The organism is Duodenibacillus massiliensis, from assembly GCF_900128485.1.
Classification (GTDB): domain Bacteria; phylum Pseudomonadota; class Gammaproteobacteria; order Burkholderiales; family Burkholderiaceae_F; genus Duodenibacillus; species Duodenibacillus massiliensis.
On record NZ_LT635861.1, the window covers coordinates 49457 to 75993 of the forward strand.

Annotated in this window: 18 protein-coding genes and 1 pseudogene; 8 read left to right on the forward strand and 11 right to left on the reverse strand. The window is 56.7% G+C overall.

The genetic code is table 11. From position 1 onward, the window contains the following. Positions 1 to 178 precede the first annotated feature (178 nt). The 4 genes from BQ7486_RS12390 to BQ7486_RS07665 all read right to left on the reverse strand — a co-directional run bounded on the left by BQ7486_RS12390 (position 179) and on the right by BQ7486_RS07665 (position 4237). On the reverse strand, positions 179 to 313 hold the full coding sequence (locus tag BQ7486_RS12390) for a hypothetical protein (RefSeq protein ID WP_268874087.1): 135 nt from the start codon (positions 311 to 313) through the stop codon (positions 179 to 181). A gap of 313 nt (positions 314 to 626) precedes the next feature. Then, the gene (locus tag BQ7486_RS07655; RefSeq protein WP_022373767.1) at positions 627 to 866 is read right to left on the reverse strand and encodes a hypothetical protein; all 240 of its coding nucleotides are present in this window, start codon (positions 864 to 866) and stop codon (positions 627 to 629) included. 48 nt (positions 867 to 914) lie between these two features. Then, a complete protein-coding gene (gene cls, locus BQ7486_RS07660; protein WP_074009609.1) occupies positions 915 to 2387 on the reverse strand; it encodes a cardiolipin synthase in 1473 nt (490 codons plus the stop codon). After that, positions 2384 to 4237 (reverse strand): ATP-binding cassette domain-containing protein, encoded by a 1854-nt coding sequence (locus BQ7486_RS07665; RefSeq protein ID WP_022373765.1) that lies wholly within the window; start codon positions 4235 to 4237, stop codon positions 2384 to 2386. The genes cls and BQ7486_RS07665 overlap by 4 nt, the downstream gene beginning before the upstream one ends. 271 nt (positions 4238 to 4508) lie before the next feature. On the opposite strand from BQ7486_RS07665, the gene BQ7486_RS07670 reads away from it, so the two are divergent. The 6 genes and pseudogenes from BQ7486_RS07670 to BQ7486_RS11730 form a co-directional block, all read left to right on the forward strand. After that, positions 4509 to 5099, forward strand: a complete 591-nt coding sequence (locus BQ7486_RS07670; RefSeq protein WP_268874099.1) for an ATP-binding protein — start codon at positions 4509 to 4511, stop codon at positions 5097 to 5099. A 538-nt stretch (positions 5100 to 5637) separates the two neighbouring features. Beyond that, positions 5638 to 10005 (forward strand): autotransporter domain-containing protein, encoded by a 4368-nt coding sequence (locus tag BQ7486_RS07675; protein WP_074009611.1) that lies wholly within the window; start codon positions 5638 to 5640, stop codon positions 10003 to 10005. 313 nt (positions 10006 to 10318) lie between these two features. Further along, a complete protein-coding gene (locus tag BQ7486_RS07680) occupies positions 10319 to 10693 on the forward strand; it encodes a COG3415 family protein (RefSeq protein ID WP_074010084.1) in 375 nt (124 codons plus the stop codon). A gap of 673 nt (positions 10694 to 11366) precedes the next feature. Next, entirely contained in the window at positions 11367 to 15797 is a 4431-nt protein-coding gene (locus BQ7486_RS07690) for an autotransporter domain-containing protein (protein ID WP_074009613.1), read from the forward strand. Between the two features lie 310 nt (positions 15798 to 16107). Beyond that, positions 16108 to 16470, forward strand: coding sequence for a helix-turn-helix domain-containing protein (locus tag BQ7486_RS07695; RefSeq protein WP_074009614.1), 363 nt, complete (start codon positions 16108 to 16110; stop codon positions 16468 to 16470). An 88-nt stretch (positions 16471 to 16558) separates the two neighbouring features. Further along, a pseudogene (locus BQ7486_RS11730) lies at positions 16559 to 16801 on the forward strand (IS256 family transposase); the annotation flags it as partial. A 297-nt stretch (positions 16802 to 17098) separates the two neighbouring features. Here BQ7486_RS11730 and BQ7486_RS07705 read toward each other — a convergent pair. Then, complete coding sequence (locus tag BQ7486_RS07705; protein ID WP_074009616.1) at positions 17099 to 18952, reverse strand: type 1 periplasmic-binding domain-containing protein; 1854 nt, start codon at positions 18950 to 18952, stop codon at positions 17099 to 17101. Between BQ7486_RS07705 and rsmI the strand changes: the two genes are divergently transcribed. Then, positions 18951 to 19910, forward strand: a complete 960-nt coding sequence (rsmI, locus tag BQ7486_RS07710) for a 16S rRNA (cytidine(1402)-2'-O)-methyltransferase (protein ID WP_084765822.1) — start codon at positions 18951 to 18953, stop codon at positions 19908 to 19910. The two genes, BQ7486_RS07705 and rsmI, sit on opposite strands and share 2 nt — an antisense overlap. Here the strand turns inward: rsmI and BQ7486_RS07715 are convergent. Continuing rightward, a complete protein-coding gene (locus BQ7486_RS07715) occupies positions 19907 to 20272 on the reverse strand; it encodes a hypothetical protein (protein WP_074009617.1) in 366 nt (121 codons plus the stop codon). The genes rsmI and BQ7486_RS07715 overlap by 4 nt on opposite strands. A 277-nt stretch (positions 20273 to 20549) precedes the next feature. Further along, on the reverse strand, positions 20550 to 21062 hold the full coding sequence (locus BQ7486_RS07725) for a Fur family transcriptional regulator (protein WP_074009619.1): 513 nt from the start codon (positions 21060 to 21062) through the stop codon (positions 20550 to 20552). 74 nt (positions 21063 to 21136) lie between these two features. Here BQ7486_RS07725 and BQ7486_RS07730 point away from each other — a divergent pair, with 74 nt between their 5' ends. Beyond that, positions 21137 to 22027: a metal ABC transporter solute-binding protein, Zn/Mn family gene (locus BQ7486_RS07730; protein ID WP_074009620.1), complete on the forward strand. Its 891-nt coding sequence runs from the start codon at positions 21137 to 21139 to the stop codon at positions 22025 to 22027. A gap of 541 nt (positions 22028 to 22568) precedes the next feature. Here the strand turns inward: BQ7486_RS07730 and BQ7486_RS07735 are convergent. Genes BQ7486_RS07735 through argS form a run of 4 tightly spaced genes read right to left on the reverse strand, consistent with a single transcriptional unit; the run spans position 22569 to position 26356 of the window. Then, positions 22569 to 23330: an SDR family oxidoreductase gene (locus BQ7486_RS07735; protein ID WP_022372430.1), complete on the reverse strand. Its 762-nt coding sequence runs from the start codon at positions 23328 to 23330 to the stop codon at positions 22569 to 22571. Positions 23331 to 23353: 23 nt separating this feature from the next. Then, the gene (locus tag BQ7486_RS07740) at positions 23354 to 23998 is read right to left on the reverse strand and encodes a thiol:disulfide interchange protein DsbA/DsbL (protein WP_022372431.1); all 645 of its coding nucleotides are present in this window, start codon (positions 23996 to 23998) and stop codon (positions 23354 to 23356) included. A 30-nt stretch (positions 23999 to 24028) separates the two neighbouring features. Further along, the gene (locus BQ7486_RS07745; protein WP_022372432.1) at positions 24029 to 24610 is read right to left on the reverse strand and encodes an SPOR domain-containing protein; all 582 of its coding nucleotides are present in this window, start codon (positions 24608 to 24610) and stop codon (positions 24029 to 24031) included. Between the two features lie 15 nt (positions 24611 to 24625). Further along, the gene (argS, locus tag BQ7486_RS07750; RefSeq protein ID WP_074010086.1) at positions 24626 to 26356 is read right to left on the reverse strand and encodes an arginine--tRNA ligase; all 1731 of its coding nucleotides are present in this window, start codon (positions 26354 to 26356) and stop codon (positions 24626 to 24628) included. Between the last annotated feature and the right edge of the window lie 181 nt (positions 26357 to 26537).

The following is a 26537-nucleotide window of genomic DNA, read 5'->3' on the forward strand; positions in this document are numbered from 1 at the left end:
AGCATCATCAGAGGTCCCAGACGGGAAGCGCCGTTACATTGTCCGAAAGCTTTTGTGTTTTGCCGCAGAGGCACACAACAGCCCCCGGGCCGCGCCGGGCCGCGCCTCACCAGGAGGCCGCCAAGAACGCTGAAAGGCGCCGTCAGGCGCGCGTCCTGCGTTTCTGTTGCACTGACGGCTACCTGGGCCGGTGTTCGAGTGTTTTGCCGACGGCGCCGAAAAAAGAGGGAAGCAGGTAAAGGATGCCGAGAGCGCCTGCGAGGTTAAGCCGGTCACCGAGCTCATCAGAGTCAAGTCCGGTTTCAGCAAGCATTGTTTGGCTGTCAAATACCTCCGTCGTGTGACGCGCCATTACCCGCAGAAAGACAGTAAACGCTGCCGGATTTTTGAGGCCGGCATCTCTCAGTTCCGGTTCAAGGGACGAGCGGATTAAGTCCCGGCATCGATCCGAACCAGATTCGTTCCCAAACGTCCCCCTGCGGTCATCGCGGGGAGTGTTCCGCGCGTGAGAGTTCCCGTGGGTTTCCAGGGCTTTTGCCCGAGCCCTTGCCCCACGATTTTATAGAGACTCAGCGGGAAATAGATCATAAAACGCAAGACGTCCGGCCAGAGACTCATCAACCGGCTTACGGTAGCCGGGGCGTCGTGAGAAAAGCTTCCGGATCGTCTTGGGCAAGCTGCCGCTCGCGGTTGGTGAGAAGCGACACACACGGGCGGGCGTCAGAAAGTGCGGCAAGCAGTGTGTGTTTCCCCGCTCCGTGCATCCCATTGATGAGGACGCCCTTGAATTGTCCCGAAGCGCGTTTGACGGCGGGCACCAGGGTACGGAGAAGATAAGCCGGATTGTGAGAAGTCTCTGCGGACATGGCAAATGAACCCAATCGATTTCAGAAAGGCGGAAACACGGCGCCCGGTCAGAGGAGCGGCGACAGAAGATAACAGATCCCCTCAAGCAACCTGTCTTTCAGAGGCCTCTTGTGCCAGGTCACCGGATCGACTTCCGAGCACCGCGCTTCATAGCTTCTCAGCAACCGCACCAGATCCGCCACGAACTTGGGGTCAAACACCAGAAGCATCATCTCGAAATTGAGATGCAGGCTCCGGTTATCGAGGTTCACAGTTCCAAAGAGCGCAAAGTCGTCATCGACCGTAATGGCTTTGGTGTGCAGCAACCCCGCATCAAACCGCAGGATCTTAACGCCCGCCGCCATCAGGCCCTCAAAGTAGCGATGCGAAGCCCACTGCACAAACTGCGAGTCGTTTTTCGCGGGCAACAAGAGCCGCACATCCACACCCCGCCACGCTGCGTTTTGCAGCGCCACGGCCATCGCTTCATTGGGCACAAAGTAGGGCGTTGAAATGAGGACACTGCGGCGTGCGCAGTTAATCGCTTCGATGATCACGCGCATGTTGGCGTCATCGGGCGCCGTGGGCCCGGAAGGCACGACCACAATACGGGCGTCGCCTTCCGGCGGCACCGCAGGCACCGGCAGAAACGAAAACTGCTGTCCGGCGTCATCGGGCTGCAGCGCCCAGTCAAAACTGAAGACGAGGTTGAGGTCCGCGACCGCAGCGCCGGTGATTCTGGCCATCGCGTCAATCCATTCGCCGACGTGCTCGTTTTGGTTGAAAAACGCCGGGTCGACCATGTTGAGACTTCCCGTGTAGCCCACGCGGTTGTCGATCACAATGGTCTTGCGGTGCAACCGCAGATCGAGCCGGCCCTGCGTCGGCGCAAAAAAGCGCACAGGCAAAGCTGACAACACATGTACGCCCGCCGCCTGCAGGCGCTTGGGCCAGGCGGACTTAAAAAAGCTGTGCGAGCCGATGTCGTCGAGCAACACCTTACACGCCACACCGCGCCCGGCGGCCGCAATCAGCGATTCAGCCACGGCATCCGCAAGACCCCCGGCGCTCCAGATGTAAAACTCCATCGAAACGCTTGTTTTCGCCGCATCGATGTCAGAAATGATGCGCTTTAGGGCGGCGTCTGTGTCACCAATGAGTTCAATCGTGGATCCCCGGCTCATCGGAATGTCGCCCAACTTTTGCGCGAGCCTTACAAGGCCCTTGTGGCGCTGCCCCGCGGGGAGTTCTCCCACGTAGGCTGCGGGCTTTTGCGAAAGCACCGCTTCCCAGCGGTAAAGCGCCTGGCGCATCCGGAATTCCCGCCAGCGTCCGATGGGCTTTTCCCCGATGAGAAGATAGAGAATGAAGCCCACGTAGGGAAGCGCAAGCGTAAGCACAATCCACGCCAGGGAAGAGGCCGGCGGATGGCGCGTCAGAATCACCCGAAGTACCACGCCCAAGGTGAGTCCTGCCTGAATGACAACCGCAACCGCGCCCCAGAGGGTGACGGTGTTTAGGCTTGCAAGAAGCTCCGTCATACCGTTTTCTTCTGCGCCGCGGCTTCCGACTTGGCGGTGAGCTCTTCCCAACGGGCATACGCGGCTTCAATGAGCGCGGGCAGCGCGTCACTTCTCTCTTTATCCGCCTTTTGCTTTGCAACGTCCGTCTTAAAGTAGTCTGCTGCGCACATCGCGGTCATCAGGTCACTTTGTTCGGTTTCTAGCGCCTCAATTTTGGCGGGGAGCTCCTCGAGTTCCTTGGTTTCCTTAAAGCTCATCCGGATGCGCTGCGGGGGTGCGTTCTTCACGGGGCGCTCTGCCGGGGCTTTCACCTTTTCAGAGGGTTTCGCGGGCATTTCCACCGCGGGCCTCTGTTGCACCCAGTCCTCGTAACCCCCGATAAATTCCATCCAGCGGCCGTCGGGCGCGGGCCAATTGACGGGCGCCAAAACCTGCGTGACGACGTCGTCCAGAAAACGCCGGTCGTGGCTCACGAGAATAATCGTGCCTTTGTAATTTTCGAGTGTTTCTTCGAGCAGTTCGAGCGAATCGATGTCAAGGTCGTTGGTGGGTTCGTCAAGCACCAGAAGGTTTGCAGGAAGCGCAAAAAGGCGAGCCAACAGCAATCGGTTGCGCTCGCCCCCGGAGAGGTTACCCACAGGGACGTTTGCGCGCTGCGGCGAAAAGAGAAAGTCCGCGAGGTAACTCATGATGTGCTTGCGTTCGCCCGCGACTTCCACCCAGTCGCTTCCCGGGCTGATCGTTTCCGCAACGGTCTTTGTGTCGTCCAGCTGTTCGCGCAGCTGATCGAAGTACGCAATCTGCAGGTTGCTGCCGAGCTTCACGGTTCCGCTGTCAGGCGCAAGTTTCCCCAAAAGGAGTTTGATAAGCGTTGATTTTCCCGCGCCGTTGTGGCCCAAGAGCCCGAGCTTGTCACCTCTCATCAGCTTGAAGTTAAGCCCCTTCACAATGGTGCGGTTACCGAACGCTTTCGTGAGGTCTGTGACTTCCGCAACGACTTTGCCGCTTTTTTCACCGGCGTCAATCGTGAGATTGATGCTCCCGATCCGTTCACGGCGTGCGGCACGCTGGCGCCGCAGTTCTTCGAGGCGCTTCACACGGCCTTCGTTACGCGTCCTGCGGGCTTCAATCCCTTTGCGGATCCACACCTCTTCCTGGGCGTGGAATTTGTCAAAGCGGGCACGTTCCAGAGCTTCCGCGGCAAGCTCTTCTTCCTTGCGGGCCTCGTAGGCGGCAAAGTTTCCCGGGTAGGATCTGAGAACCCCGCGGTCCAACTCAATGATGCGCGTGACGGTGTCGTCCAAAAACGCGCGGTCGTGGGTGATCACCATCAGAGACCGCGAATTTTTAAATTCACCCGTCAGAATTGATTCAAGCGTGAGAATCGTTTCGACGTCCAGGTGGTTTGTGGGTTCGTCAAGTAAGAGCAGATCAGGCTTAAGGCTTAACGCGAGTGCTAAAGCCGCGCGCTTTTTTTCGCCCCCGGAGGCCTTTTGGGGATCGGCGTCGCCGGGAAGCGAGAGCTTTTCAAGATACTCATCAAGCCGCGCGTACGCGGTCCACTTTTCCCGGTCGTCGGCAATCGCGTCCAGACCCCCGCGGGCAATGAGGCTTTCGCGGAAGGTGGGGGCAGCAGGCAACGCTGGTTCCTGTTCAACGTACACCGCGCGCAGGCCGTCCTGCATACGAAGCTCCCCTGCGTCCAGCTTTTCTTTTTTGGCAATGACCTGCAGAAGCGAGCTTTTCCCGGTGCCGTTGCGGCCGATGAGGCCCACGCGCTCTCCGGCTTCAAGGCTCATGGCGGCGTGATCCAAAAGCGCCGCATCACCCCAGGCGAGCTGGGCATCCATCAGTGAAAAAATCGACATGACGCGTCTTTATGAGAAACAGTTGTGCGCACTATAACAGCGAAAAATGAGCATTTTTCGGATTCTCCGGGCATATGTGTGGGTAGTTAGTCCCCCCGATTTTGGGCAACGAGAGCCTGTTAACAAATACGGAGAGAGCCCCCGGTAGTCGCGTAGCGAAATACCGCGGATCAGGCCGTGCTGCACATTCTCCGTTTGGAGTGTTTCTACCGGGAAACCCACAAAATTGAGATGAATATGGGGATGGCTAAATTCCCGTCAGAGGGCCAGCATTGGATCTTTCGATTTCTCTTGTTCTCAGCTCGATAAATCGGAGATCTTGTCCTTGGCTAAGTGTGATTGGATCGCCTCGCACGAGAACGTGCTTTTTTACGGCCAGCCCGGGCTTGGGAAAACCCATCTGGCCATAGCCCTTGGGAAAAAAGCCATCGTCGACAAAGCTTACAGCGTGAAATTTATCAGCGCAAATGACCTGATGGCCGAGCTCGAGCAGGCGCGGCAACAAAAGGCCGTGGACGACTACCTGAGACTGATCAACCGCGCCGATCTCATCATCGTGGATGAGTTTGGTTATCCGCTGATGGAAAATCACCCCAGCTACGCCGCCCTGTTTTATGCCTTCATTTCCTCTCGCTACGAAAAAAAGAGCACCATCATCACAACCAACCGCTCAGTCACTGACTGGCCCAGGTATTTGGGCAATGACAAAGAATGCTGCGGCGCAATTCTTGACCGCTTCTTGCACTACTCAATACGCGTATGTTCTAAGGGCCAAAGTTACCGGCAGAGGCAGATGAGGCAAGAGCGATTGTCCGCCAATCCTGACAAAGCCGCATTTGCCAAGAAAATGACAACTGAATAGCGAATTTGCCGCCGCCTCGGCTGAGGCCGGTGCGGCGGCCTGCCCACGCTCAAGAGCGTTAATTTCTGACGCGCCACAGCGTTAGTTTTTACTGCACCTGCTGTGTCTCTTTTTATCAGACAGACGGCATCGTTTTTTAACGCACTTCTGTATCTGCTATTGACGCACTTTTGCATCATTTTTAAGCGCACGTGCGTATCAGCTTTTAACGCCCATTTACCGTCAGAACTGACACAGTTAACGCACCAACTGTGTCAATTCCTCACGCTCCATAACAGGCGTCCCTCAGAACAGAGTGATGCCTTCGTTTTTTGAATCTTTCGGGGGGCGGATTCAGTTTGAAAACCGAGAATTTGTTGTAGAAAAACAACAAAATTTAAAAATATTCGCTGAAAACACCAGTTTTTTATAAGGGAATACCCCCCCCCAGTAGACAAACGGAGAAATTCTTATTCTGCAGGTGTACCGCCTCGATAGGCGGGGATGCACCGGTCACATGACGGGGGCAGAAAAAACGAAAATTTTCGGAGTTTTGTAAATGAACAAGTCTTTTAAGGTCGTCTTCTCCAAGGCGCGCTCCGCGCTGATGGTCGTCAATGAAGCGACTTCTTCCATTCAGGCCAAGGGCACGAAGACAGTGATCGCTGCAGCCGCTGCTGCAATGATCGCAGGCGGTGCTGTGGCTGCTCAGCCGGAAACAGGTGTTGCTGATAATGTTTACATCGGCACCGGTGTCACTCACTCTCTGGTTGGTACGACCACAACATCCAAGGGTAACCAGATCTGGGATGACACCAACAAGGCGTGGAAAACGGCAGAGGAAAACGCAGCGCTTGATGCCCAGAAAACTGTGATTCTCGATGGAACACTCAATGTAGGCGTTAAGCTTGGTTCTGCTGCAGATACCTCAGCAACACTTGCTATTGCCTCTTTAAAGAGCACAGGTGTTGTGAATGTTACGGCTGGTAATGCGGCCGAATCAAGTGCCGCAACCGCAAAAATCACCACAACAGATCATGCTGATCTTATCGGCGGCCAACTCAACTTCTTGGCAAATCCGAATGCCACTACTAAGGCAGCCGCAGCTTCTGCTGATGGTAGCACTCAGGCTAAAACTTATGGTGCTCTGAGCCTGGAATCGACCAATGACGTGACTCTTGGTCAGGCCGCCACACCCGACCAGGCGGCTTCGGTTCTTGCTGTGAAGGTAGACAAGGATATTTCCGCCACCATTAAGGGTGCCAATGTCAACGTGACCAATGCCACGTTTGCTAATGAAGGTGCCCTGACTATTCAGGCTACTGGTTCTACCAACCCGACGGTTAAGTTTGCTTCTGACTACACCAAGGGCGCTGGTAATGATGGGCAGCTTACGGTTAGCGGTGCATCCACATTCTCCGGTAACGTGAATGTTGACTCCGTAAAAGTTGGTGCAAACCGCTCTGATACCAATACCCAAGCCGGTACGGTTGAAGAAACAGTTCTTCTGAATGGTGCTGTGACAGTCAGCAGTACCGATGCTAAGAAGCCTGCTTCGTTTACAACGGGCCTTCTTAATGTAACGGCTAATTCCTTCACTGTTGGTGCCAATGCAACGGCTGATTTGGGCACGGTTACTGTTGGTGGCACGGCTACGGGTCTCACCGTTGCTGCTTCCGGTGCTGCGACTGCCTCCAAGATGACGGTTTCTAACGGCACGCTGACTGTTAACGGTGATCTCACTGTTAACAAGGCGGCTGATACGCCGGCTGTTGCAGCTGCAACGGATCCTGTATATGACCTGACCATTGGTACGGCAAATAATCCTGTCGCAGGCAAGCTGACGGCAGGTACGGTGCTGATTGGTGCGACGACCGCATCTGATCTTGCTGTTACAGGCACAATGCAGGCTGATGCTGTGACCCTGAAGGGCGATGCCGAGGCTAAGCTCACTGTGAACGGTACTGATTCGTCTGCAACGCTCGGAACGCTGACATTCGACAAGAGCGGCACGGTTGAAGTAGGTGCTTCCGGTACGCTCGTTGTCACGGGTGATACAACCTTTACAAAAGATACCGGTAGTCTCGCTGTGAATGCTGCGGGTGCCAAAGCCACTCTGCAGAATGTAACGTTTGCCGTAGGTGCTACGGGCAAGATCGAGGTCACCAATGGCGATGTGATCGTTAACGGCACGCTGACCGCAAACGCCGGCTCTCTGACGGTTAACGGTGCTACTGCTGCCGCAACGGTCAATGGAAAGGTCGTTGCTGCCGGTTTAACTAAGGCTGGCCTCGTTGTTTTGACGGACGGCACGCTGACGCTGGGTTCTGCTGCTGATATCGGCACGGAAGCCGATGTTGTAACCCTCACGAAGGGTACTCTTGAGGCTACGTCTGCTCTGCTGACGGCTAACCTCGCTACGGGTACTGCTGAAGAGCAGAAGACCAAGATCAATAAGGCTCTGAAGATTGCGACGAAGGAGAATGTCTCCGTTACGGTGACTGATGAAAAGCTTTCGTCCGATCAGATCATTGACCTGCAGAAGCGTATTAAAGCTAATGCTTCCGGTGCGGCTTTTGATGTGACGGCTATCACCGACAGCACGGGTAAGGAATACACGGAACTGTTCCTGCGTGATGATAAGGCAACATCTCCGTCGTTCAACATTTCCACGCTCGCCGGCGATGTTCATCTGAAGAACATTGACGCCAAGGTCAATGAAAATCAGAAGACAACTTTGGCTTCTGACCTGACGGTTGGTGGTGCGGCTGGTTTTGCGCATAATCTCGGTGTTCAGTCGTTGATTTTCGAAACAACGGCTCCGTCTACCAGTGCCACGAATGCCAAGGTGACGGTTGATGGCAAGATGCTGACCCTTTACGGCTCTTTGACGGATACTGCCAAGGAACTGATCCAGGCCTATGAATACACGGATACAACCACCAAGAAGGTTGTTCCGACGGCTGTTATGGTTCAAGGCGGTGGTAAGTTCGTGTTGGGTGATGACACTGCCGGTGCAGCACAGCGTTACGGTAACCTCAACGCCGAAGTGACCTTGACCAGTGGTTCGATGACTGTTAATAACGGTGTTTTCACTGTCAAGTCCCTGAAGACGACAGCAAATGGTTCCGCCTCTGTGGCAGAAAATGCCAATCTGACGCTGAAGTCCCTGGGTGGTGAAAGTGGTGCTGTGGCCGTTGCCGGTAACGGTGTATTGACGGTTGAAAGTCTTGCCACCGGCGCTCGGACTGATGTCACGCTTACCGGCTCTCATGTTGACGACAAGAACACCAAGGCTAAGGTTGCCAAGTACTTCCGCCTGGCTGAAGCTACGAGCAAGACTGATGCCGCGACAACACTCGGCAAGGTGACTCGCACCCCTGACACTGCCACGCAGCTGGTTGTGGGTACGACTGACGACTCTGTCCTCACGAAGTTCATGGCAGACAACCAGTACACCTACGACTACGTTGATCACACCGCTGATCCTTTCAGCGATATTAAACATGTCGACTCGGCGACTCTGATTGCCACGAACGTGAATGTAGCAGCTGGTACGGCGGCAATGACCGGGTTGACAGTCTTTGACATGGGTTCCATCGTTGTTGAAAAGGATCAGCTTGGCAACAACAAGGCAATTGTCCGCGGCGGTACTGTCTCCGGCGAAATCGGTCTCGCGAATGTTTCCGGCAAGTCTCTGACGTGGGACGCCAAGACCGGTATCGGTTCTCTGGCTCTGTTTACGGGAGCTCACGAGGAGAACAGACTGACTGTCGGCGACGCTATGCTCGCTGGTAAGGTTGTTAACGGCACGGCTCAGGTGAAGGTTCAGAACGCCGAAGAAGTCATGCCCGGCTTCTTCCTCAACAAGGATATGCAGCGCATCTACGATGAGCATCTCTTTGATGCCGCTTCCTCGGACGCTCAGATCGCCATGCTCACCCAGTTCTCGCAGGCCGTTAACGGCATGACGAGCATGGGTGAATTCAAGGCGGCTTCTCAGGCTCTGGAAGAAGGTTCGAACTCCGCGGTGCTGGGCGGTGCGTATAACGCAGCGCTTGATGCCGGCGAACAGTTCAACAAGGCCCTGGACCGCCGCATGACGGTTGCAAACGGCCTTAACCGTGCCGAAGGCTTCACCCTCTGGGCTGATGTCATCGGTACCTCCAACCAGGCCAAGAAGCTCTACGGCAACTCCGGCTACGACCTCGACCTCTACGGCGGTGTCCTGGGCGGCGACTACACGTTCGCTCAGTACGACGCCACGCTCGGTGCGGCTCTTACGGTCGGTACCGGTTCCGGCGGCTCCAAGGGCACGGCCACTTCGATCGACAACGACGTTGACTTCGTGGGCTTCTCTGTCTACGGCAACAAGCGCTGCCCGATCGTGAACTCCAAGTTCGACCTCGGCTACATGCAGACCAAGAGCGACATCTCCGCCGCCAACAGCATGGGCAACTGGAGCAGCGACGTCAAGGCCAAGGCCTTCACGTTCGGCTTCGGTGTTGAACTGCCGACCACGGTGGGTATCGTCAACGTGACGCCGCACGCCGGCATCCGTTACACGCGTCTTGATGTGGAAGGCCGTGACGGTCTCTTCGGTACGGACGACGATAAGCTCAACGTCTTCCAGGCTCCCTTGGGTGTTACCTTCTCGGGTGCCTTCGAGACGAGCGGCTGGAACCTCGCCCCGACGTTTGACCTCTCTGTGGTCCCCGCCTTCGGCGACAAGGACGCCACGACGAAGTACAACGGTCTGACCACCGAAGTCATCACCCGCGTTGTTGACAGCTCGCCTGTGCAGGCAACCCTGGGCCTTTCTGCTCAGAAGGACGCCTTCACGTTCGGCATCAACTACACGCTCGGTGCCGGCAGCGACGAACGTCAGAACCACTCGTTCAACGCCAACGTCCGCTACACGTTCTAACCGAGAGGTTTGAACGTCAGACCTTCCGGCCGGTTTCTGCGGGAACGAGATTCGGCCGGAAGAGCACCGGTTAGGAGAGGGGAGAAATTCTGACTCACCACGAGGCGGATTCGTCTCCCGTCTCCCGACGGTGCATGAGCAATACAAAGCGGTTTCCTTCACGGAAATCCCCGGTTTTGCTTGAGCCGGTTGATTCGGTCTCCGAGACTTAGAGACCGGATATCAAAACTCCATGTCAGGCAAGTTTCAAACCCCGTTTCCCGGATCGGAAGCGGGGTCTTTTTTAACCGATTTCTTTCTCCGGCATACGGCCATGAGGACAAAAGAAGAAGCAGAGCACAGAAAAGCCACGGAACGAAAACCGGGGTGCGCGAGTGAAGAAAAGCGCCGCTGGGCAGTGGATCTTTTTGAGCACGGTTACGGTTACACGAAGGCCGCCGCGATTCTGGAACTGGCGCCTTACACGGTCCGCGACTGGGCGAGAGCATGGCGCGCAGGGCGTTTTACGGTGGAGATTCCCGCCAACCAGAAGCAGCACCCGAAATACATCCGCCTGCGTGTGCTCACGTTGCGCGCGAAGGGGCTTTCCTGGCGCAAGATTGAGGAAAAGACGGGCGTGAATATGTCCACCTGCCGTAAGTGGGTAGCTAAGCACAGTAACGACGCAGAAGAGAAGAAGGAATCCTGACGGCCCAGGGGTTGAAAACTATCTGTGGTCCGTTTGTGCTGTTTCTTTCTCTTCATCGGTTTTTCTCTTCCTGCCGCTGGTCTTTCGGGCCGCCGGCTCTTGTTGTCACACCAATTTGTCGGGAAAGACACTCCCGCCGCTAGTGGCGCCGGTCCCGGTCGTGCTGACGAAAGTGCTGTGCCGTTAACAGAGGCGACTGTGCCGCTGTCACTGATGAATCGTTTCGTTGTAAGCGTGCGTTGTGCCGCCTTGGGCGTTAAGTGTTTCTCTTTGAAAGACTGTTGTGCCGGCCAGCGCGTGCAGTGTGCCGGAGAGCGGAGGGCACCGTGCCGGTTTCATGATTGCGCACAGATCGGCGTTGAAACCGCTTTTTTTCGGAATTATTTCGGGTGAGTGGTACATGTCACAGAGAAGATCTGTTACCCCGTGTTCTGAGCACCCGTAAAAATTCTTTTTTCCGAAAATCTGAGGTGAAAATCATCCGAATTGTTGCTGAAAAACAACAGAAACCAAAAATTTTGCTCAAAACTGCTGAAAAATATAAGGGAATACCCCCCCCCAGTAGACAAGCGAAGGAATTCTTATTCTGCGGGTGTACCGCCTCGATAGGCGGGGGTGCACGGGGCACACAAAGCGCCGTGCAGAAAAACGAAAATTTTCGGAGTTTTGTTAAATGAACAAGTCTTTTAAGGTCGTCTTCTCCAAGGCGCGTTCTGCGCTGATGGTCGTAAATGAAGCGACTTCTTCCATTCAGGCCAAGGGCACAAAGACGGTGATCGCTGTTGCGGCAGCGATGGTTGCCGGCGGTGCGATGGCTGCGATTCCCACAGGTGCTGTGGAAATCACTGACAGCCAGGCAATGACAACCCCGGCCGGCAAGACGGCTGCGGATCATGCGTCCCTCGTTGTTCGTCCCAGCGTCGAGCAAACCTTCTATTACAGCGAACTCTCCTACGGCAACAGTGCCAAGGTTGACGGTGTGACGCTGTCTTATATGGCGCAGGGTAAGAATGAGGGTGGTCAGCAGCTCCCCAACCAACTCCGTATCATCGGCGGAACGGTTTCCGGCTTTGATGTCTCGCTGAAGGAATCGACGGGCACAGGCAATTTCAACACCGGTTTGGGCGGTTCTGTTTTCGAAGCTACCGCAATCCCTGGAAGTAACACGGCTGCCGCAGGTGGCCTTAATGTGCTTGTTGACGGCGTGACCTTTGCTGACAACCACGCTACCGCCCGCGGTGGTGTTGGTTTTATTTCCGGTGTGGCAGATTTCAAGATTCAGAACTCCATTCATACCGGCAATAAGGTTGATGCTGACGGTGGTGTCTACCAGATCGGTAACCACTCGACTGGCACCATCACTGGCAGCACCTTCTCCGGCAACAGCGCCGAAAAGAGTGGTGGTGCCCTTCGTGTAAGTAACTCCACGGTTACCATTGACAAGTCTGTTTTCGACGGTAATACAGCGAAGGTTGCCGGCGGTGCTATCAAGACTGACAATACGTCTGCTCTGATGATTACCAACAGCTCCTTCACGAACAACGTGGTTGGGGAAGGCAAGACCGGTCACGGTGGTGCTGTTTTTGTGAGCGGTACAAGCCAAGTTAACGTTACTTCTTCCGAATTTGCCGGCAACAAAGCGGGCCACGGCGGCGCCTTCTACATTCAAGGTCAGACGGCAACCTTCACCGATACCGTCTTCACGAACAATGAAGCGTATGAATACGGTGGTGCACTGCGTGTGAACACCGGTAACGTCACGTTTAATGTGACGAAGGGTGACGTTGCCTACACCGGCAACAAGGCTGGCACTGCAACTGATTCTGTTGCTGGTCAGCGTTACAACGGCAAGACGGGCGGCTTCCTCTATCTGCAGTCTGCTGCGAGTGCATCCGGTACGGCTACGTTTGATGTGGCCGACGGCGCAACGCTCACGATCGGTAAGGACGCAACGGCTGACAGCATTGCTTCTTACTCCAAGACGAATGCCGTTTCCACGATTACCAAGACCGGTGCCGGTGACTTGGTTGTCAACGGTGATATGAGCGCCTTTGTGGGCAATCTCACGGTTTCCTCCGGCTCGATGACGATTGCTGGCGGTATCGGTGAGTATGACCTGGCTGTTCAGGAAGCGGTGAACAACCTCGCCAAAGATAGTCAGGCTCCCTCTGTAACCAGCGCTGGTACGTCTGTAACGGTTGATGCCCCTGCGGCATTGACAGTTGGTAATCTCACCGTTAACAACCGTCTGACTGTTGAAGCGAACGGTGACTTTACGGCAGGGAACATCACTGTTGGCAAGACAACCTACAAGGATCTCAAAGTCGGTGCCAGTGAAAAAGCTTATGCTGATGGCCTCACCACCTCCGGTGCCGCAACCGTTACTGTTGCCGATAAGAAGACTGCAAAGGTCGGTGACATCACGGTTGATGCCGGTACTTTCACAAAGTCTGGTTCTGGTTCTCTGACGGCTGGTAACGCGACCGTCAATGCCAACGGTTTGGCAGTTTCCGAAGGTACGCTCACCGTTAAGAATTTCACAACGGGTGCAAGTGGTTCTGCCACAGTTGGTAACACGGGCACGCTCGAAGTCACGGGCACGATTACCGGCGAAAAGCAGAGTCTTAATGTGTCCGGTTCGCTGGCGACCGCTCTCAATAACGTTGTCGATTACGCAAACGGTACTGCTAGCAAAAAGACCAACGCAGTCGTTAACATCACCAATGGTTCCTTTGTTGTCACTGATGAAGGCATGCAGTACACCAAGGCCCAGTGGAACAGCATCAAGACGGCCGCCGGTTCTACAAACCTCAAGATTGCTAACGGTACGCTCGTTGCAGCAGATGCAAAGACGCCTCTGACGCTGGCCGATGTGGTTGCTGTTCAGGGGTATGCCGGTGCTGCGGATATCGTTGAAACAGCAGCGTCAGGCACTTACACGAATGCTGGGCTCACAACACCGACGACCATCGGCAAGCTGACGGTTAACGCCAAGGATGCCAATACCAAGCTCACCAGCGTGACGCTTAATGGTACGGAACAGAATAAGTTCACACTTCGCGGTAACGCCAAGGGTGAAGTTTTTGCTGTTCCGACGGACGTCACGGTTATTGATATCAGCTATGTCCGCTTTGGCGAAAAGGCTGCTGACCATGGTGTTGTGACGAACGCTCTGAAAGTTAAGAAGGATGCTGGTGTTGATGCCGGTTCCTTTGACTTCAAGGGTGACGTCGAACTTAATGGTGCCTTTAGTGTTGCGAAGAATGCAACGGCTCGTTTCCTCGGTGATGTGAAGGACGGTACAACCACCAGCCGCGCCGTTTTGACCATGGGTATCAACAACGAAGGTACCACTGTCGTCGGTACTGTTCCCGCAGCCGATGCAACAGACAAGACGCTGCAGGTGAATGCCTCTACTCAGACGCTCAACGGCGGTCTGACAGTTTTCGGTGCGGAGCATGAAGCCGCTGCCCTGCAGTACAAGGCTGCCGCTGCAGACAACAACGTTATCTACGTCGGCGAACAGACGACTCTGAATAAGAGCCAGCAGTTCGGCGCACTGGATACTACAGCTACGGCACCCGAGAACGTTGTTGCTATTGACCTCGACTCTGTGGCTGCCAATGGTTACACCGCCAAGAGTGGCGCTATTCTGAAGGCGGCTACGGACGTCACCATCACCGATTCTGCGACAAACAATCCCAGCTTCTCCGTGGATCTTCTGAACCTCAACAGCAAGGTTCTCACGATTGCTGAAACCGGTGCAACTCTCAATCTCGGCACGGCTTTTGCTGAGAATACTGCAGTTAAGCTCGGCAATGCCTTCTACAACGACGGCTATGTTGCAGCTGACGGCACGTTCGCTGTCGTGACGGATGAAGAAGCTGTTCTCGAAGTTGAAACTTCTGGTCTGCACACCGCTGGTGCTGTTGTCCAGGCTGTTCGTTCCTACGAAAAGCCGACCAACGGAATCGCTGCCATCGTGTACAACAATTGGGAAGCCTGGAATCAGGAATACAAGAAGTCTTTCTTTGAACAGGCTAAGGCGGCTGGTTTGCTTAACGATCATGTGACACTTGAAGAGTTCAACCCCGAGACATCCGTTGCTGCCGGTAAGCAGGCTGCATTCCTGCAGCTCGGTGAGCAGATCGGTAATGCTCAGTGGACGGCGATCACCAACGCTGAACATGCTGCCACCAATATGGCAGTTCTCGGCGGCGCCTTCACGACGACCCTTGACGTGAACGACCAGGTGACGGCAGTTCTCAACCGCCGTATGAGCCTCGCAAACCTCAACGTTTCCCGTAACGAAGCCGGTGTGACCCCCTGGGTTGACGTCTTCGGCACGATGAACGAAGGTAAGCGCCTCTTCGGTAACGGCATGGGCTACGAAGCCGACATCTACGGTGCGGTCCTCGGCTTTGACTACACCGCCACCTGCGGCAGCGTTCTCGGCCTTGCGATCAACGTCGGTACGTCCGATGGTAACTCCACCGGCAACGGCCAGAAGGTTGACAACGACCAGGACTTCTACGGTGTGTCTGCCTACGCTTCCCGTCAGTTCGGCAGCTTCAACACGAAGCTTGACTTGGGTTACCTCGTCACGAAGAACGATCTGAAGACCGCTTCCTCCTACTTCGGCGCTACGAGCGAGAAGCTGGATGCCAAGGTCTTCACGGTTGGTCTCGGTGCTGAGTTCCTGGCGTCCGCCGGTGCCGTCAACGTTGTGCCGCACGCCGGCATCCGTCTGACGACGATCGACATGGACGAAAGCAACTACGGTGCTGACTACGACAAGATGACGGTTTATCAGCTGCCGTTGGGCGTCACGTTCTCCGGTTCGTTTGACGCGGCCGGCTGGCAGGTTGCTCCGCAGTTTGACCTCTCTGTTGTTCCGACCTTCGGTGACAAGGACGCTGTCGCGACCTACGCCGGCAATGTCAAGGACACGACCCGTGTTGTTGACACCAACCCGGTTCAGGCCACGCTCGGCGTGTCTGCTCAGAACGGTGCGTGGACCTTCGGTCTTAACTACGGTCTCACGGCCGGCGGCGACGACCGCATGAACAACTCGCTCAACGCGAACGTCCGCTACACGTTCTAACCGCAAGGTTTGAACGGCAGGACTTCCGGCCGTCTTCTGCGGGAAACAGAGTCGGCCGGAAGAGCACCGAAGGGGAGAGGGGAAAAAGGAATAACCATTCCGGTGAGATCCTCAATTCCCTTTTCCAGCTGGTGCGATAAGCAGTACGAAGTGGTTTCCTTAACGGAAATCCCAGGTTTTGCTTGAGCCGGTTGATCCGGACTCCGAGACTTAGAGTCCGGGCATCAAAACTCCATGTCAGGCAAATTTCAAACCCCGTTTCCCGTCGGAAGCGGGGTCTTTTTCCTTTTGCGTTCGGAAGAAAAAGGCAATGACAACGCAGACAGTTTCTCAATCTGCCCGTCCGGTGAGAATCCGGCCGGACTTTGCGCCGGACATGAAACGCCGTCACGCGGCGGAATTGTTTGCGCACGGCCTGGGTTACCAGAAAACCGCTGAGATTCTGGGTTTGTCGCCTTATACCGTCCGGGACTGGGCGAGAGCCTATAAGGCCGGGCGATTCGGCACGGTTCTTGCCGCCAATCAGATGCGCTACAGCGAGGAAGAGCGCGAAAAGGTGCTCGCATTGAGGGCGCAGGGTCTATCCTGGCGTGCTATTGCTGAGCAGACCGGTGTGAAAATGGCTACCTGCCGCAAGTGGGTGATGGCCGCTCAGAACCCCAAGACCGAATAGTCGAGGATGTAAGGTTTTTTGTGTCCAGGCGACAATAGCGCTCCCGTAGGGCGCGAAAGGAATCACCGTGGCACACCGTACACCCAAAATAAACGACACCGTAAAATTTACCGACCAGCAGCAGGCTATTCTGAACGATGCCGTAGAGCAACTGATGGAAGCCGGCGGCTTAACGGCCTTAACGCAGGCTCATTTCAACGAAGCGATGAAGATCGTAGCCCAACGCTTCATCAACGCCGCCCTGCAAGGGGAACTGAAGCACCATTTGACACAGGAAGACGAAAATCTCAATCGGCCGCGCTGGACACCGCAACGTGCACCGTCGGGGCGGTTGCTCCTGCTGTCTGCTTTTCAACAACGCGGGAGAGCAGTTGCTTGGCCTCTTCTGACAGAAACGCCGAAGCTCTCGCTTCAAAGGTCGTAAGAAGCGGGAGAAGGGCCGCTTGCGCCCTCGCGGCCGGCTCTTCAAAACCGTCCTGTGCTCCTTTTTTGACGAGATGCGCAAGTTCAATCAGTTCCTTGTCAAACCGGCGGCAGTCCTCAACGGCTGCAAAAAACCGGTGCATGGTTAAAGCACGCACCGGTTCATGACGGGTGAAAGAAGCCCGGAAAGGGCTTCAAGGCCCGGTTATTCCGGAAGTGCCTGGGTTGTGAGATCAAGCGCTTCAGCGGGCGTTTCACTTTCGGGGGCGGTTCCGTTCGTCACGTCCCCCGTTTCAGGAACGAGAGCCGGTGCGTCACCGGGTTTTCTCACCGGTGCGGACTCGGCCTGGCGCTTTAACCTTGAGCCGTGGGTGACGACCTGGAAGGCGATGAGTTCGTCGGCAGGCATCACGTTAATGGCGCCCCCCGTGATCATCGCGGTCTGTCCCCGGCGGTGCACAACCGGGGAATGCTCGAGGTCATAGGTGAGCGTCCCCGTGAGCCCGTCAATCGTTTCGCGGATGCTGCCCTTGGCCATCGTAAGAGCGACAGTCAGGGCATCGGACCCCAAGGCAAAGAGCCGGCGCTCGAGCATCGTTTTGGGCGCCACGGTCTTATATTTTTCTTCAAAGGCCGCGGGGTCAAAGGTAAGGACAAAGGGACTGTCCACAAGTCCCACCTGACGGAGGTCATAGGTGAGGGCCTTGGCGTCTGCGTCATGCGCGGCGTCGCCGGGGTTCACCGCGGACGTCGCCCAAAGGCGCGAGCGCATCGGAAGGCGCGAGCGCACCAAAGAGGCCGTAGGCGACTCAAGCGCTAAGAAAATTGCGTGGTACGGGGGTTCAGCCAAGGCGGCGCGCGCACGCAACGCGGCTTCTTCGCGCCTGAGCCTGATCTGCTGCTGGCGCCACCCCTGGGGGTCGGCTTCCTGGTCAATCAATTCCTCTTCGGGCATTGTCTCATCGCGTTCAACCACGAGCTGGAAGAACTGGTTGACTCTCCGGTAGGCATCAAGGTCCACGGTGAGACGGTCCGGCGCAAAGCCCGCAAGCGTCAAAGACTTTTCAAAAGCCTGCGAGATGCGCTTTTCCAGGGGGCTGTTGCCGTCAATAAGTAGCACTTTGGGGCGCTTACCCGATTCTGTCAGGCGCGGCAGGGCCTTTAAGCCCAGTTCGGTGACATACAGGGCATCTTCTTCCATCGAGAGCCCCAGCATTAAAAACTGGTGCGGAAAGACCTTGGGCTCGTAGCGCACCGACGGGGGCGGGAGGTCTTCGGCGGCGGTAAAGCCGGGGACCGAGATCTTCGCGGCAATGCTGCCGGTACCAAGGAGATCGACTTCCTGAGAGGGTTCTTCGGCCGCAGTGCTTCCCACCACTTCTGTGGTGTCGGCGACATTGAGTTCCCGCTGCGCTTCGTCGGCTAAAAGCGCTGCTTCACGCGCAAGCTGCTGCTCCTTAAGTTCTTCCGGCGTCAAGGGCACTTCCTTATCGATTTCGATCTGGTTCAGTGTCACGATCGGAAGCGGCAGGTAATTGAGTTTGGCCAAAGTTTCCACCGCCGTGCGGTCAATGGGGCCGATCGCGGCAACCGCGCCGGCTTCAGCCGCCTTTTGCGCCTGCTTTACGATGTTTCCTGAGGCGTCCGGGTGCACCAGAAGAATTTCAGCCGGTTTTTCCGCCGCATAATTCGATGCGACAATACCGTTTAAGGCGGACTGTGTGACGCCCGAGAAGACCGAGTCTTTCGAGGGCAGCAGCACCGCGATTTTGACGGGGGGCTCGGCGGGGGCGGTATTTGCATCCGTGTTCGGTGCGTCACCGGCTGTGGCGCCTTCGGACACCGGGGGCGTTGCGGCGGTTGCGTGAGCGGCGGGGGCAACCTCAGACGTCACGGGCGCCTGCGGTGCGGAGGGCAGCGCAGGGGCGGTCTCTGAGGCAGCGGTCGCCACCTGAGGCGTCATTGCAGGTGCGGCAGCCGGGACCGGCGTCTGAGCCGAGGCCGTGAGCGCCGTCAGAGCGGCACAAAAACCAACAAAAAAGGAATGTTTCAGCGTCATGACGTCTGAAAATTTGGAAAACGTTAATTCAGCGGGACCGGAAGGGATTGCGTCCGTGCCGGAACTTTTTTCCGGTACGGCACTGGTGCGCGCCTCCGGGGTGGATGAACAGCTTTTCCCGAAAGCAACGCTTTACATTGTAGGGCTTCCGATCGGTAATGCCGCAGATATTACCGTACGCGCCTTATGGATTCTTAGCGTCGCGGACGCCGTTGCCTGCGAGGATACCCGGGAAACACGTAAGCTTCTGGAGCGCTACGGGATCCGCGCACGAACAATCAGCGTGCACGAGCACAATGAAGCGAAGGCGAGCGAAACCCTTATCCGGGAGTTGGAGAAGGGCGCCCGGATTGCCCTGGTGACGGATGCCGGCACCCCGGCGGTGAGTGACCCCGGCGCCAAGGCCGTGGCGGCTGTGCGGGAAGCGGGTTTCCGCGTCATTCCGGTGCCGGGGTGCTCGGCCGTCATTACCGCACTGAGTGCGGCGGGGCTTAACGCCTACCGATTTACCTTTGCCGGCTTTGTGGCGCCGCAGGCCAAACAGCGCCATGCAGACCTTGCGGTGCTGTGCGGCCGGGGTGAAGCGTTTGTCCTTTACGAGGCGCCGCACCGGGTGAAGGAGTTGCTCACTGACCTCGCCACTCTTTTAGAGCCTGAGCGCACCGTTGTGGTGGGGCGTGAGGTTACCAAGCGCTTTGAAACGTTTGAGCGGGTGAAGGCTTCGGAGATCCCCGCGTGGCTTACGACGCACGAAGCGCGCGGCGAATACGTGATCTGCGTGGATGAGGCGGAAAGGCGTGATGCGGTCCTCACGGATGATGTGATGAAGTGGGCGAGAGCGGCGGCCGCAGAACTGCCTTTGAGCCGCGCTGCAGCGCTTGCGGCCAAGGTTTCGGGGGTGAAGCGCGATCTCATCTATAAGGCGCTTTTGGCGGAGAGCGGGAAGGCGGAGGACTAAACAACCCGCGCTTGAAATCGCGGGGTTTCCTGACACGGTGCAGGCTTTGCCGTAACAGGCAAGGTGTTTGAGGCCTTGTCTGCCCGGGCGTCCCCTGCACCACAGGAACATTTAAAACGCAACCGCTCTACGGGTACGGGCTTCATCAGCTCGATCCGTCGGTTCCGGCGAAGGACTGCTTCGTCTTGCCGATTCGCTGGTTTGTACTGCACTATCGATCCGGCGTTCCCTGAGACTTGTTTGAGCCTCGCAAGCGCTGATTGCTCAGCCTTCAGATCGTAGCTGTCAGTGGCGGGATCCGCGAAATACAGGTTCATGGCGGCCGCAAGGTCGCGGTCCATGTACCAGTCCGTGTCTCCCAACTGATGATTTCATGGCGGCTGAATATACCTTAAGCGAAAACTATGTGCATGGTTTGGCTGCGTTTGGGCCAAGATTAAAAAAATTCGAAAGCCCGCATTCCTCCCGGGGCTCAAGCCCCGGGCTGCCTGCGGGAAATTCTGTGAAGGACAGCCACCGCAAACTCCTTCTGACGCTTGACAACAATCCGGCGGCGGACTGTGACGGCATTGTCTGCCTGAATGCGCTTGACTGGCTTATGGGCCGGTAACGTCCGGGCAGATTGGCCTTGGTGCGGCCTCAGTGGTGGTGTCCGCAGGCACACTGCCCGGTGCTGTGCGCGGGTTTCTGCGTTTTTGTGAGACAGTCACTGCAAAGGCCCTGAATCACCGTGTCCTGCAGGTCAAGCGCCACACCGTGCTCGCCGGACAAATGCGCGGAAAGCGCCTCAGCCATCCGGGCAATTTCGCTGCAGTGCAGGTGAAAAAGTTTCCCGCAGCCCTTGCAGCGCACGTGAAATTCTGCCTGCGCCGGGTTTTCCAGATACTCAAAGACAGCGGGCGACGTTCTGTCCGGAACAAAGCGGCGCACGGTGCCTTCGGAAGCGAGTTTTTCGAGCGCCCGGTAGATCGTGGTAACCCCGACGGGGCTTCCCTTTTTCGTGAGATCCGCCGCGATGTCAGCCACCGACAGATACTGTCCGGCATGCGCTTTGAGACATTCAAGCACCAGCGAGCGCTGGCGCGTGGCATAACCCGGCGTGCGCGGCATAAAGCCCCCCTTCAATTGAAACTGAAAATCATTGTAAGTCATCGTGCGGGCGCCGGAAAACGGTCTATGATTTCAGAAATCGAAAATCATTTTCGTATTTAGGGAGGTACGAAACAATGCAGCGTCGTGTTTTGGCGGCATCAATTGCGGCCGTGGCGGTGGCGCCCGGCGTTTTTGCGGCACCGGCTTCCGGCGGAAAGTTGCGCGTGGCGGTTTCTTTTAATGCGCTCAAGGAGTTTGTTGAAGCTGTGGGCGGTGACAAAGTCTCGGTCTCGGGGCTTATTCCGGCCGACACCGAGCCGCACGGCTTTACGCCCACGATTGCCACGATGGGGCGGCTTAAGGCAAGCGACCTTTTTGTCGTAAACGGCCTCGGGATGGAACCGTGGGCTGAGAAAACGGCCTCGGCTGCGGCACCGGGCCTGAAGGTTGTGACCGCAAGCCGTGGTTTTACGCCGATTAAGCTCACCGATCCCGGCGAAATCCGCGAGCACGGGGATACGGATCCCCATGTGTGGTTAAGTATATCGGGCGCCGTTTACGAGGCTGATGCGATCCGTAAGGCGCTTTCAGCGCTGCGGCCCGCGGACGCTCCTTACTTTAATGCGCGGTTTGCCGCCTTTAAAAAGCCTCTTGAGGCCCTTGCCGCGACTTACGCCGCGCGCTTTAAGAGCGCAAAGCGCCGGGTGTTTGTGACAAGCCATGCGGCCTTTGCCTATCTGTGCCGGGATTTCGGGCTTACGCAGTTAAGTGTTGAAGACACTTTTGCCGAGGGCGAACCCACGATCCGGAAACTTGCGGACCTTGCCAAACTCTGCCGCAGGGAAGGTGTGAAGACGATTTTTACCGAGGAAATGGTGAGTCCCGCCGTGGCGCGGACTTTGGCCAAGGAAGCCGGCGCCAAAGTGAAGGTGATCTACACGATGGAGACGGCTGAAGGCGGCAAAACCTATGCTGAGCGCATGAAGGCCAATCTTGAGGCAATTGCGCTGGCGTTAAACGAATAGGGCCGCACTTTTTAAAGCTGATGCCGGTCGTTGCGGGGCTTTTGATGAGACCTATAGAAAAGCGGGTTTTAATAGAAATCGAACTTGTTGCAAAATGGAACAAGTTCGATCCGGGCCTGAATGAGTCAGGTCTGAGACGGCCGTAAGCCGCTTTTACCGCGGGCGTACCCGCAAAAATGCCGCAGCCTTTTTTGGACTGCGGCTTACTTTTAAGTGCCTTTAAAGCCAGGTCGGCGACGGCCGCGAAGGCGGTATGACATCTAATGGTTGTTCCCAGGTACCGGTCTAAGACACTCACAGGAGCAGCCACTATATGGTCTCTGTAAATGCGAAACAGAATTGCGGTACCGTTACGAAAAATCCTCGCTGTACCGAGGTTTTTTACTCGAAAATTCGTCGTTACACTGAGGGATTTTATACAGTGGCTAATAGATCAGACGACTTTTTTTATTGGTACCGGGCTCTTGGTCCATTGAAATAAGGACAGAAAAAAGGCACATCCGGAGACGTGCCTTTCTCCGCGTTTTTTCCGGGGCTTTTCTCAGAGGTCCTTGGCGCGCGGCTTTTCCCCGCGCCCGGCGACCGCCTTATCAAAGACGGCATTGGGAAGCAAACGCAGGATTTTGCTCAGCACCCCCATCTGCCACGGAATCGTGCGGTAGGAGACGTGCGCGTCAATGGCTTTGACGGCACGGCGCGCAAACTCATCGGCTTCGAGTAAAAACGGCATCTTGTACGGGTTTTTGGCCGTAAGAGGGGTTTTTACAAACCCCGGAGAGATCGTTGTCACATCAATCCCGTAGGGGCGCACGTCGTTACGCAGGCTCTCAAGGTAGCTGATGACGGCGGCTTTGCTTGAGCAATAGGCTTCGCTTCCGGGAAGCCCCCGGATACCGGCTACCGACCCCGTTCCCACAAAGTGCCCGCGGCCTCTGCGGCGCATGGGATCAATAAAGGCGTGGAAGGTACAGGCCATCGCAAAGACGTTGGTGCGGTAGATTCTCTCGAGCACGTCGAGATCTTCGTAGTACTCGGTTTTAACGCCGATCGAAATCCCGGCGTTCGCAATCACCGTGTCCGTGGGGCCGTGGGCTTCAAAGTCCGCGGCCGCGTCAATCAATGCCTTGCGGTCGGTGACGTCAAGCGCGTAGAGGCGGTGCTCTCCCGCGGGCAGGGCGGCGAGAACACTCTCGAGCTTCTCTTCACTTCGGCCCACCAGGCCCACGGTGTCGCCTCTGGCGGCAAAGATCTTGGCCATTTCCGCGCCGATGCCGCTTGAGGCCCCTGTGATAAAGATTCGCATGACGTCACACTGTCCGGTGAGAATTAAGCCTTTTTCGCGAGATCCACGAGGAACTTGATCGTTTCAATCGTGGCGCGGCGCGTGCCGGTGAGGTGAGGCGCCGTGAGCCAGCGGCCCGCCACACCCACGCTCGGGGTGGAATCCACGCCGTAACTCTGCCAGGTCGAAAAGGCCGTACGGGACTTGGCAACCACGGAGAAGGACTTCACGGCACCGGTGAAGTCGCTCTCAGAAATACCGTTCTTGGTAAACCACTTCGTGACGTCGGCGTTCATGCCTTCGACGTCCTTCCAGTCGTGCTCTTCCTTGATGACCCATTCCCAAAACGGCATATGAAGCGCGTCAAACTTACCTAAAGCTTCGAGAGCAAAGTACGTGCGCGGAAAGATCTCGTACTGCGCGTTCCAGGCAACGGGCACAGGAATCACCTTAACCGACCCGTCCTTGGGAAGGCTCTTGATGTACTCATCCATCATGGGCGCAAACGCGAGGCAGTGCGGGCACGTGTAGGCAAAGAAGTCATGAATGATGACGGGCTTGGCGGCAACGGGCACCGCGGGGCGCACGACAAGGTAGTCTTTGCCCGCTACGGGCGCGGCATTCGCGGTCAACGATACGGGAAGGGTGAGAGCGCCAGCGGCCCCCAAAAGCACTCTGCGTGAAATCATGTTGGTTTCGTCCCTGTAAAAGTTGTTTTTTTAATCCTGAAGTTTGATGAGGTTACCCTGAATGGCGTTGTCGGCGAGGCTCTGGCGGATTTCCTCGGCCTGCGCTTCGGTGTCAAAAGGCCCCACGCGCACGCGGTAGAGCCTCTGTCCGCCTTCGTTACGGTAGCTGATCTGGGCGTCAAGCCCGATAAAAGCGATGCGGGCGCGCATGCTCTCGGCGTCCGCACTCTGACTGAAGGCCCCGGCCTGCACCCAGTAGCGGTGGGTGTCAAGCGTTTCGCCCTCACTTGTCCCCTGAGCTGCGGCGGAGCCGGGCAGAGCCGTTGCAGACTTGCCGTCGGCTGTGACCGCAGCCACAGCCCCCGGTTGCGCGGCCTGCTGCACCTCACCCTGACCTTCGGCGTAAAGCTTCTTGTTGGGGTCAAGGCGGCCGTCCAAAAGCTCTTCGTTTACGGCCACCGCGCTTTGGTCGACTTTATTCACAAAGGGCACGGGTGCGTTGTTGATAAACATAAAAACGGCCGCCGCCACCGCCAGTGCCGCGGTGACGCCCAGGGCAAAGGACCAGAAAAGCGCGGTCCAGCCGAAACCTGATTTTGTTCTTGCGGGCATCGTGTGTCGTTCCGTTTACATGTGTTCGGGCGCGGAAATCCCGAGCACGTTAAGACCGTTACGCAAAACCTGACGTGCGGCCAAAAGAAGTGCCAGCCGCGCCGTACGCACCGCGGCATCGTCCACGAGAATCCGGTCGGCGTTGTAGTAGGCGTGAAAGTCCGCAGCGAGCTCTTTGAGGTACACGCAGATTAAGTGCGGTGCGAGATCGCGCGCTGCTACGGCCAGGGTGTTGCCGTAATCAGCCATCTTGGCAACAAGGGCCTTGGCCTGCGGGGAGTCAAGAAGCGTCAGATCGCACGCGGCGGCTTCTTGAGCGGTGGGCACCTTAAAGCCCTTTTCCTCGGCCTGCGTTAGCACCGAGCAGATGCGCGCATGCGCGTACTGCAGGTAGTAAACCGGGTTTTCGTCGCTCTTTTTAACGGCAAGGTCAATGTCAAAGACAAACTCGGCGTCGCTCTTTCGGGACACCAGGAAGTAGCGGGCCGCGTCGCGCCCGACCCAGTCAACGAGGTCTCTGAGCGTCACATAGGTGCCGGCGCGCTTACTCATCTTCACTTCTTCGCCCCCCTTCATCACCAGAAGCATCTTGTGCAGGAGATACTCGGGGAAGGTGTCCGGAATCGTGATGCCGAGGGTTTTGCTTGCGGCCTGAAGGCCGATACGCACGCGGGCCGTGGTGCCGTGATGGTCCGATCCCTGGATGTTGATTGCGCGCGTAAAGCCCCTTTCAAACTTCGCAAGGTGGTAGGCAACGTCGGGCACAAAGTACGTGAAGTGCCCGTCCTTTTTGCGCATCACGCGGTCTTTGTCGTCCTTAAAGCGCGCAAAGTCAGGGTCGGTGGTTCTGAGCCACAGCGCCCCCTCGGCTTCATACGTGTAGCCCGCCTTTTCAATGGCTTCAACGGCTTTTTGAACGCGCCCGGAGGTGTAAAGCGAACTTTCAAGGTAGAAGTTGTCAAAGGCAACCCCGAGGGCCTTAAGGTCGCTGTCTTGTTCGTTACGAAGGTACGCCACTGCATAGCGGCGGATGTTTTCCTTGTTGTCCGGGCACCCGCAGGCTTCAACCGTTTCACCGGTGGTCGTCACCACCGGTTTTTTCGCAAGGTAATCCCGGGCGATATCCATGATGTAGTCGCCGTGGTAACCGTTTTCGGGGAAGTCCTCGGGTTTGGCTTCGCCCTTAATTTCCTTGGCGCGCGCGGCAACGGAAAGCGTGAGGTTATCAATCTGCACGCCCGCGTCGTTGTAGTAGAACTCGCGCATCACCTTGTAGCCCTGGGTGGCCATCACACGCGAAAGAACGTCACCCAAAGCTCCCTGACGGGCGTGCCCCAGATGCAGGGGCCCTGTGGGATTGGCGGACACATATTCGAGCAAAACGCTTTGGCCCGCAAAGGCGGTGCTTTTACCGAAGTCCTCGCCCTTGGTGAGAACGTCCTTGACGGCGGAAAGCGCCGCTTCTTTATTGAGCGTCAGATTGATGAACCCGGGCCCCGCGATTTCAATGGCCGCCAAAAGCGCCTTACCGCGGGGATCGTTGTTAAGGGACGCCACGAGGAGTTGCGCCACTTCGCGGGGGTTTTTCTTCAGAATCTTGGCGCACTGCAGCGCCGTGGTGCACGCAAAGTCGCCGTGGGCGGCGTCCTTGGGGCGCTCCAGGCGCGCGGTGACGCCCTCGATACCGTTGGCTTTGAGGGCATCGTTTAAAAGCGCCGTAAGCGCGAGTTTCTGTTCTTCAATCATGACGGAAATCCGGATAGGGGCCGAGCTTAAGGGCCCGCGCAGAGTGCCTTTTTTGGCCTTCTGCAGCGTGAGTTTCGAAACAATATCAGGCAATCGCAAAGGAGAACGTAAAGTCGCCCGCGCGATCGGTAAACAAACTTAACAGGAAAAGAAAAAGCCGCCTTCCGTCGGGGAACACCCG

Excerpts from the sequence above, each read along its gene's own strand:
- BQ7486_RS07745 (WP_022372432.1), bottom strand. The coding sequence starts at position 24,610 with ATGCCCGCAAGAACAAAATCAGGTTTCGGCTGGACCGCGCTTTTCTGG.
- BQ7486_RS07735 (WP_022372430.1), bottom strand. The coding sequence starts at position 23,330 with ATGCGAATCTTTATCACAGGGGCCTCAAGCGGCATCGGCGCGGAAATG.
- BQ7486_RS07665 (WP_022373765.1), bottom strand. The coding sequence starts at position 4,237 with ATGTCGATTTTTTCACTGATGGATGCCCAGCTCGCCTGGGGTGATGCG.
- BQ7486_RS07690 (WP_074009613.1), top strand. The coding sequence starts at position 11,367 with ATGAACAAGTCTTTTAAGGTCGTCTTCTCCAAGGCGCGTTCTGCGCTG.
- BQ7486_RS12390 (WP_268874087.1), bottom strand. The coding sequence starts at position 313 with ATGCTTGCTGAAACCGGACTTGACTCTGATGAGCTCGGTGACCGGCTT.
- BQ7486_RS07655 (WP_022373767.1), bottom strand. The coding sequence starts at position 866 with ATGTCCGCAGAGACTTCTCACAATCCGGCTTATCTTCTCCGTACCCTG.
- rsmI (WP_084765822.1), top strand. The coding sequence starts at position 18,951 with ATGACGTCTGAAAATTTGGAAAACGTTAATTCAGCGGGACCGGAAGGG.
- BQ7486_RS07740 (WP_022372431.1), bottom strand. The coding sequence starts at position 23,998 with ATGATTTCACGCAGAGTGCTTTTGGGGGCCGCTGGCGCTCTCACCCTT.
- BQ7486_RS07730 (WP_074009620.1), top strand. The coding sequence starts at position 21,137 with ATGCAGCGTCGTGTTTTGGCGGCATCAATTGCGGCCGTGGCGGTGGCG.
- BQ7486_RS07695 (WP_074009614.1), top strand. The coding sequence starts at position 16,108 with ATGACAACGCAGACAGTTTCTCAATCTGCCCGTCCGGTGAGAATCCGG.
- BQ7486_RS07675 (WP_074009611.1), top strand. The coding sequence starts at position 5,638 with ATGAACAAGTCTTTTAAGGTCGTCTTCTCCAAGGCGCGCTCCGCGCTG.
- argS (WP_074010086.1), bottom strand. The coding sequence starts at position 26,356 with ATGATTGAAGAACAGAAACTCGCGCTTACGGCGCTTTTAAACGATGCC.
- cls (WP_074009609.1), bottom strand. The coding sequence starts at position 2,387 with ATGACGGAGCTTCTTGCAAGCCTAAACACCGTCACCCTCTGGGGCGCG.
- BQ7486_RS07725 (WP_074009619.1), bottom strand. The coding sequence starts at position 21,062 with ATGACTTACAATGATTTTCAGTTTCAATTGAAGGGGGGCTTTATGCCG.
- BQ7486_RS07680 (WP_074010084.1), top strand. The coding sequence starts at position 10,319 with ATGAGGACAAAAGAAGAAGCAGAGCACAGAAAAGCCACGGAACGAAAA.
- BQ7486_RS07705 (WP_074009616.1), bottom strand. The coding sequence starts at position 18,952 with ATGACGCTGAAACATTCCTTTTTTGTTGGTTTTTGTGCCGCTCTGACG.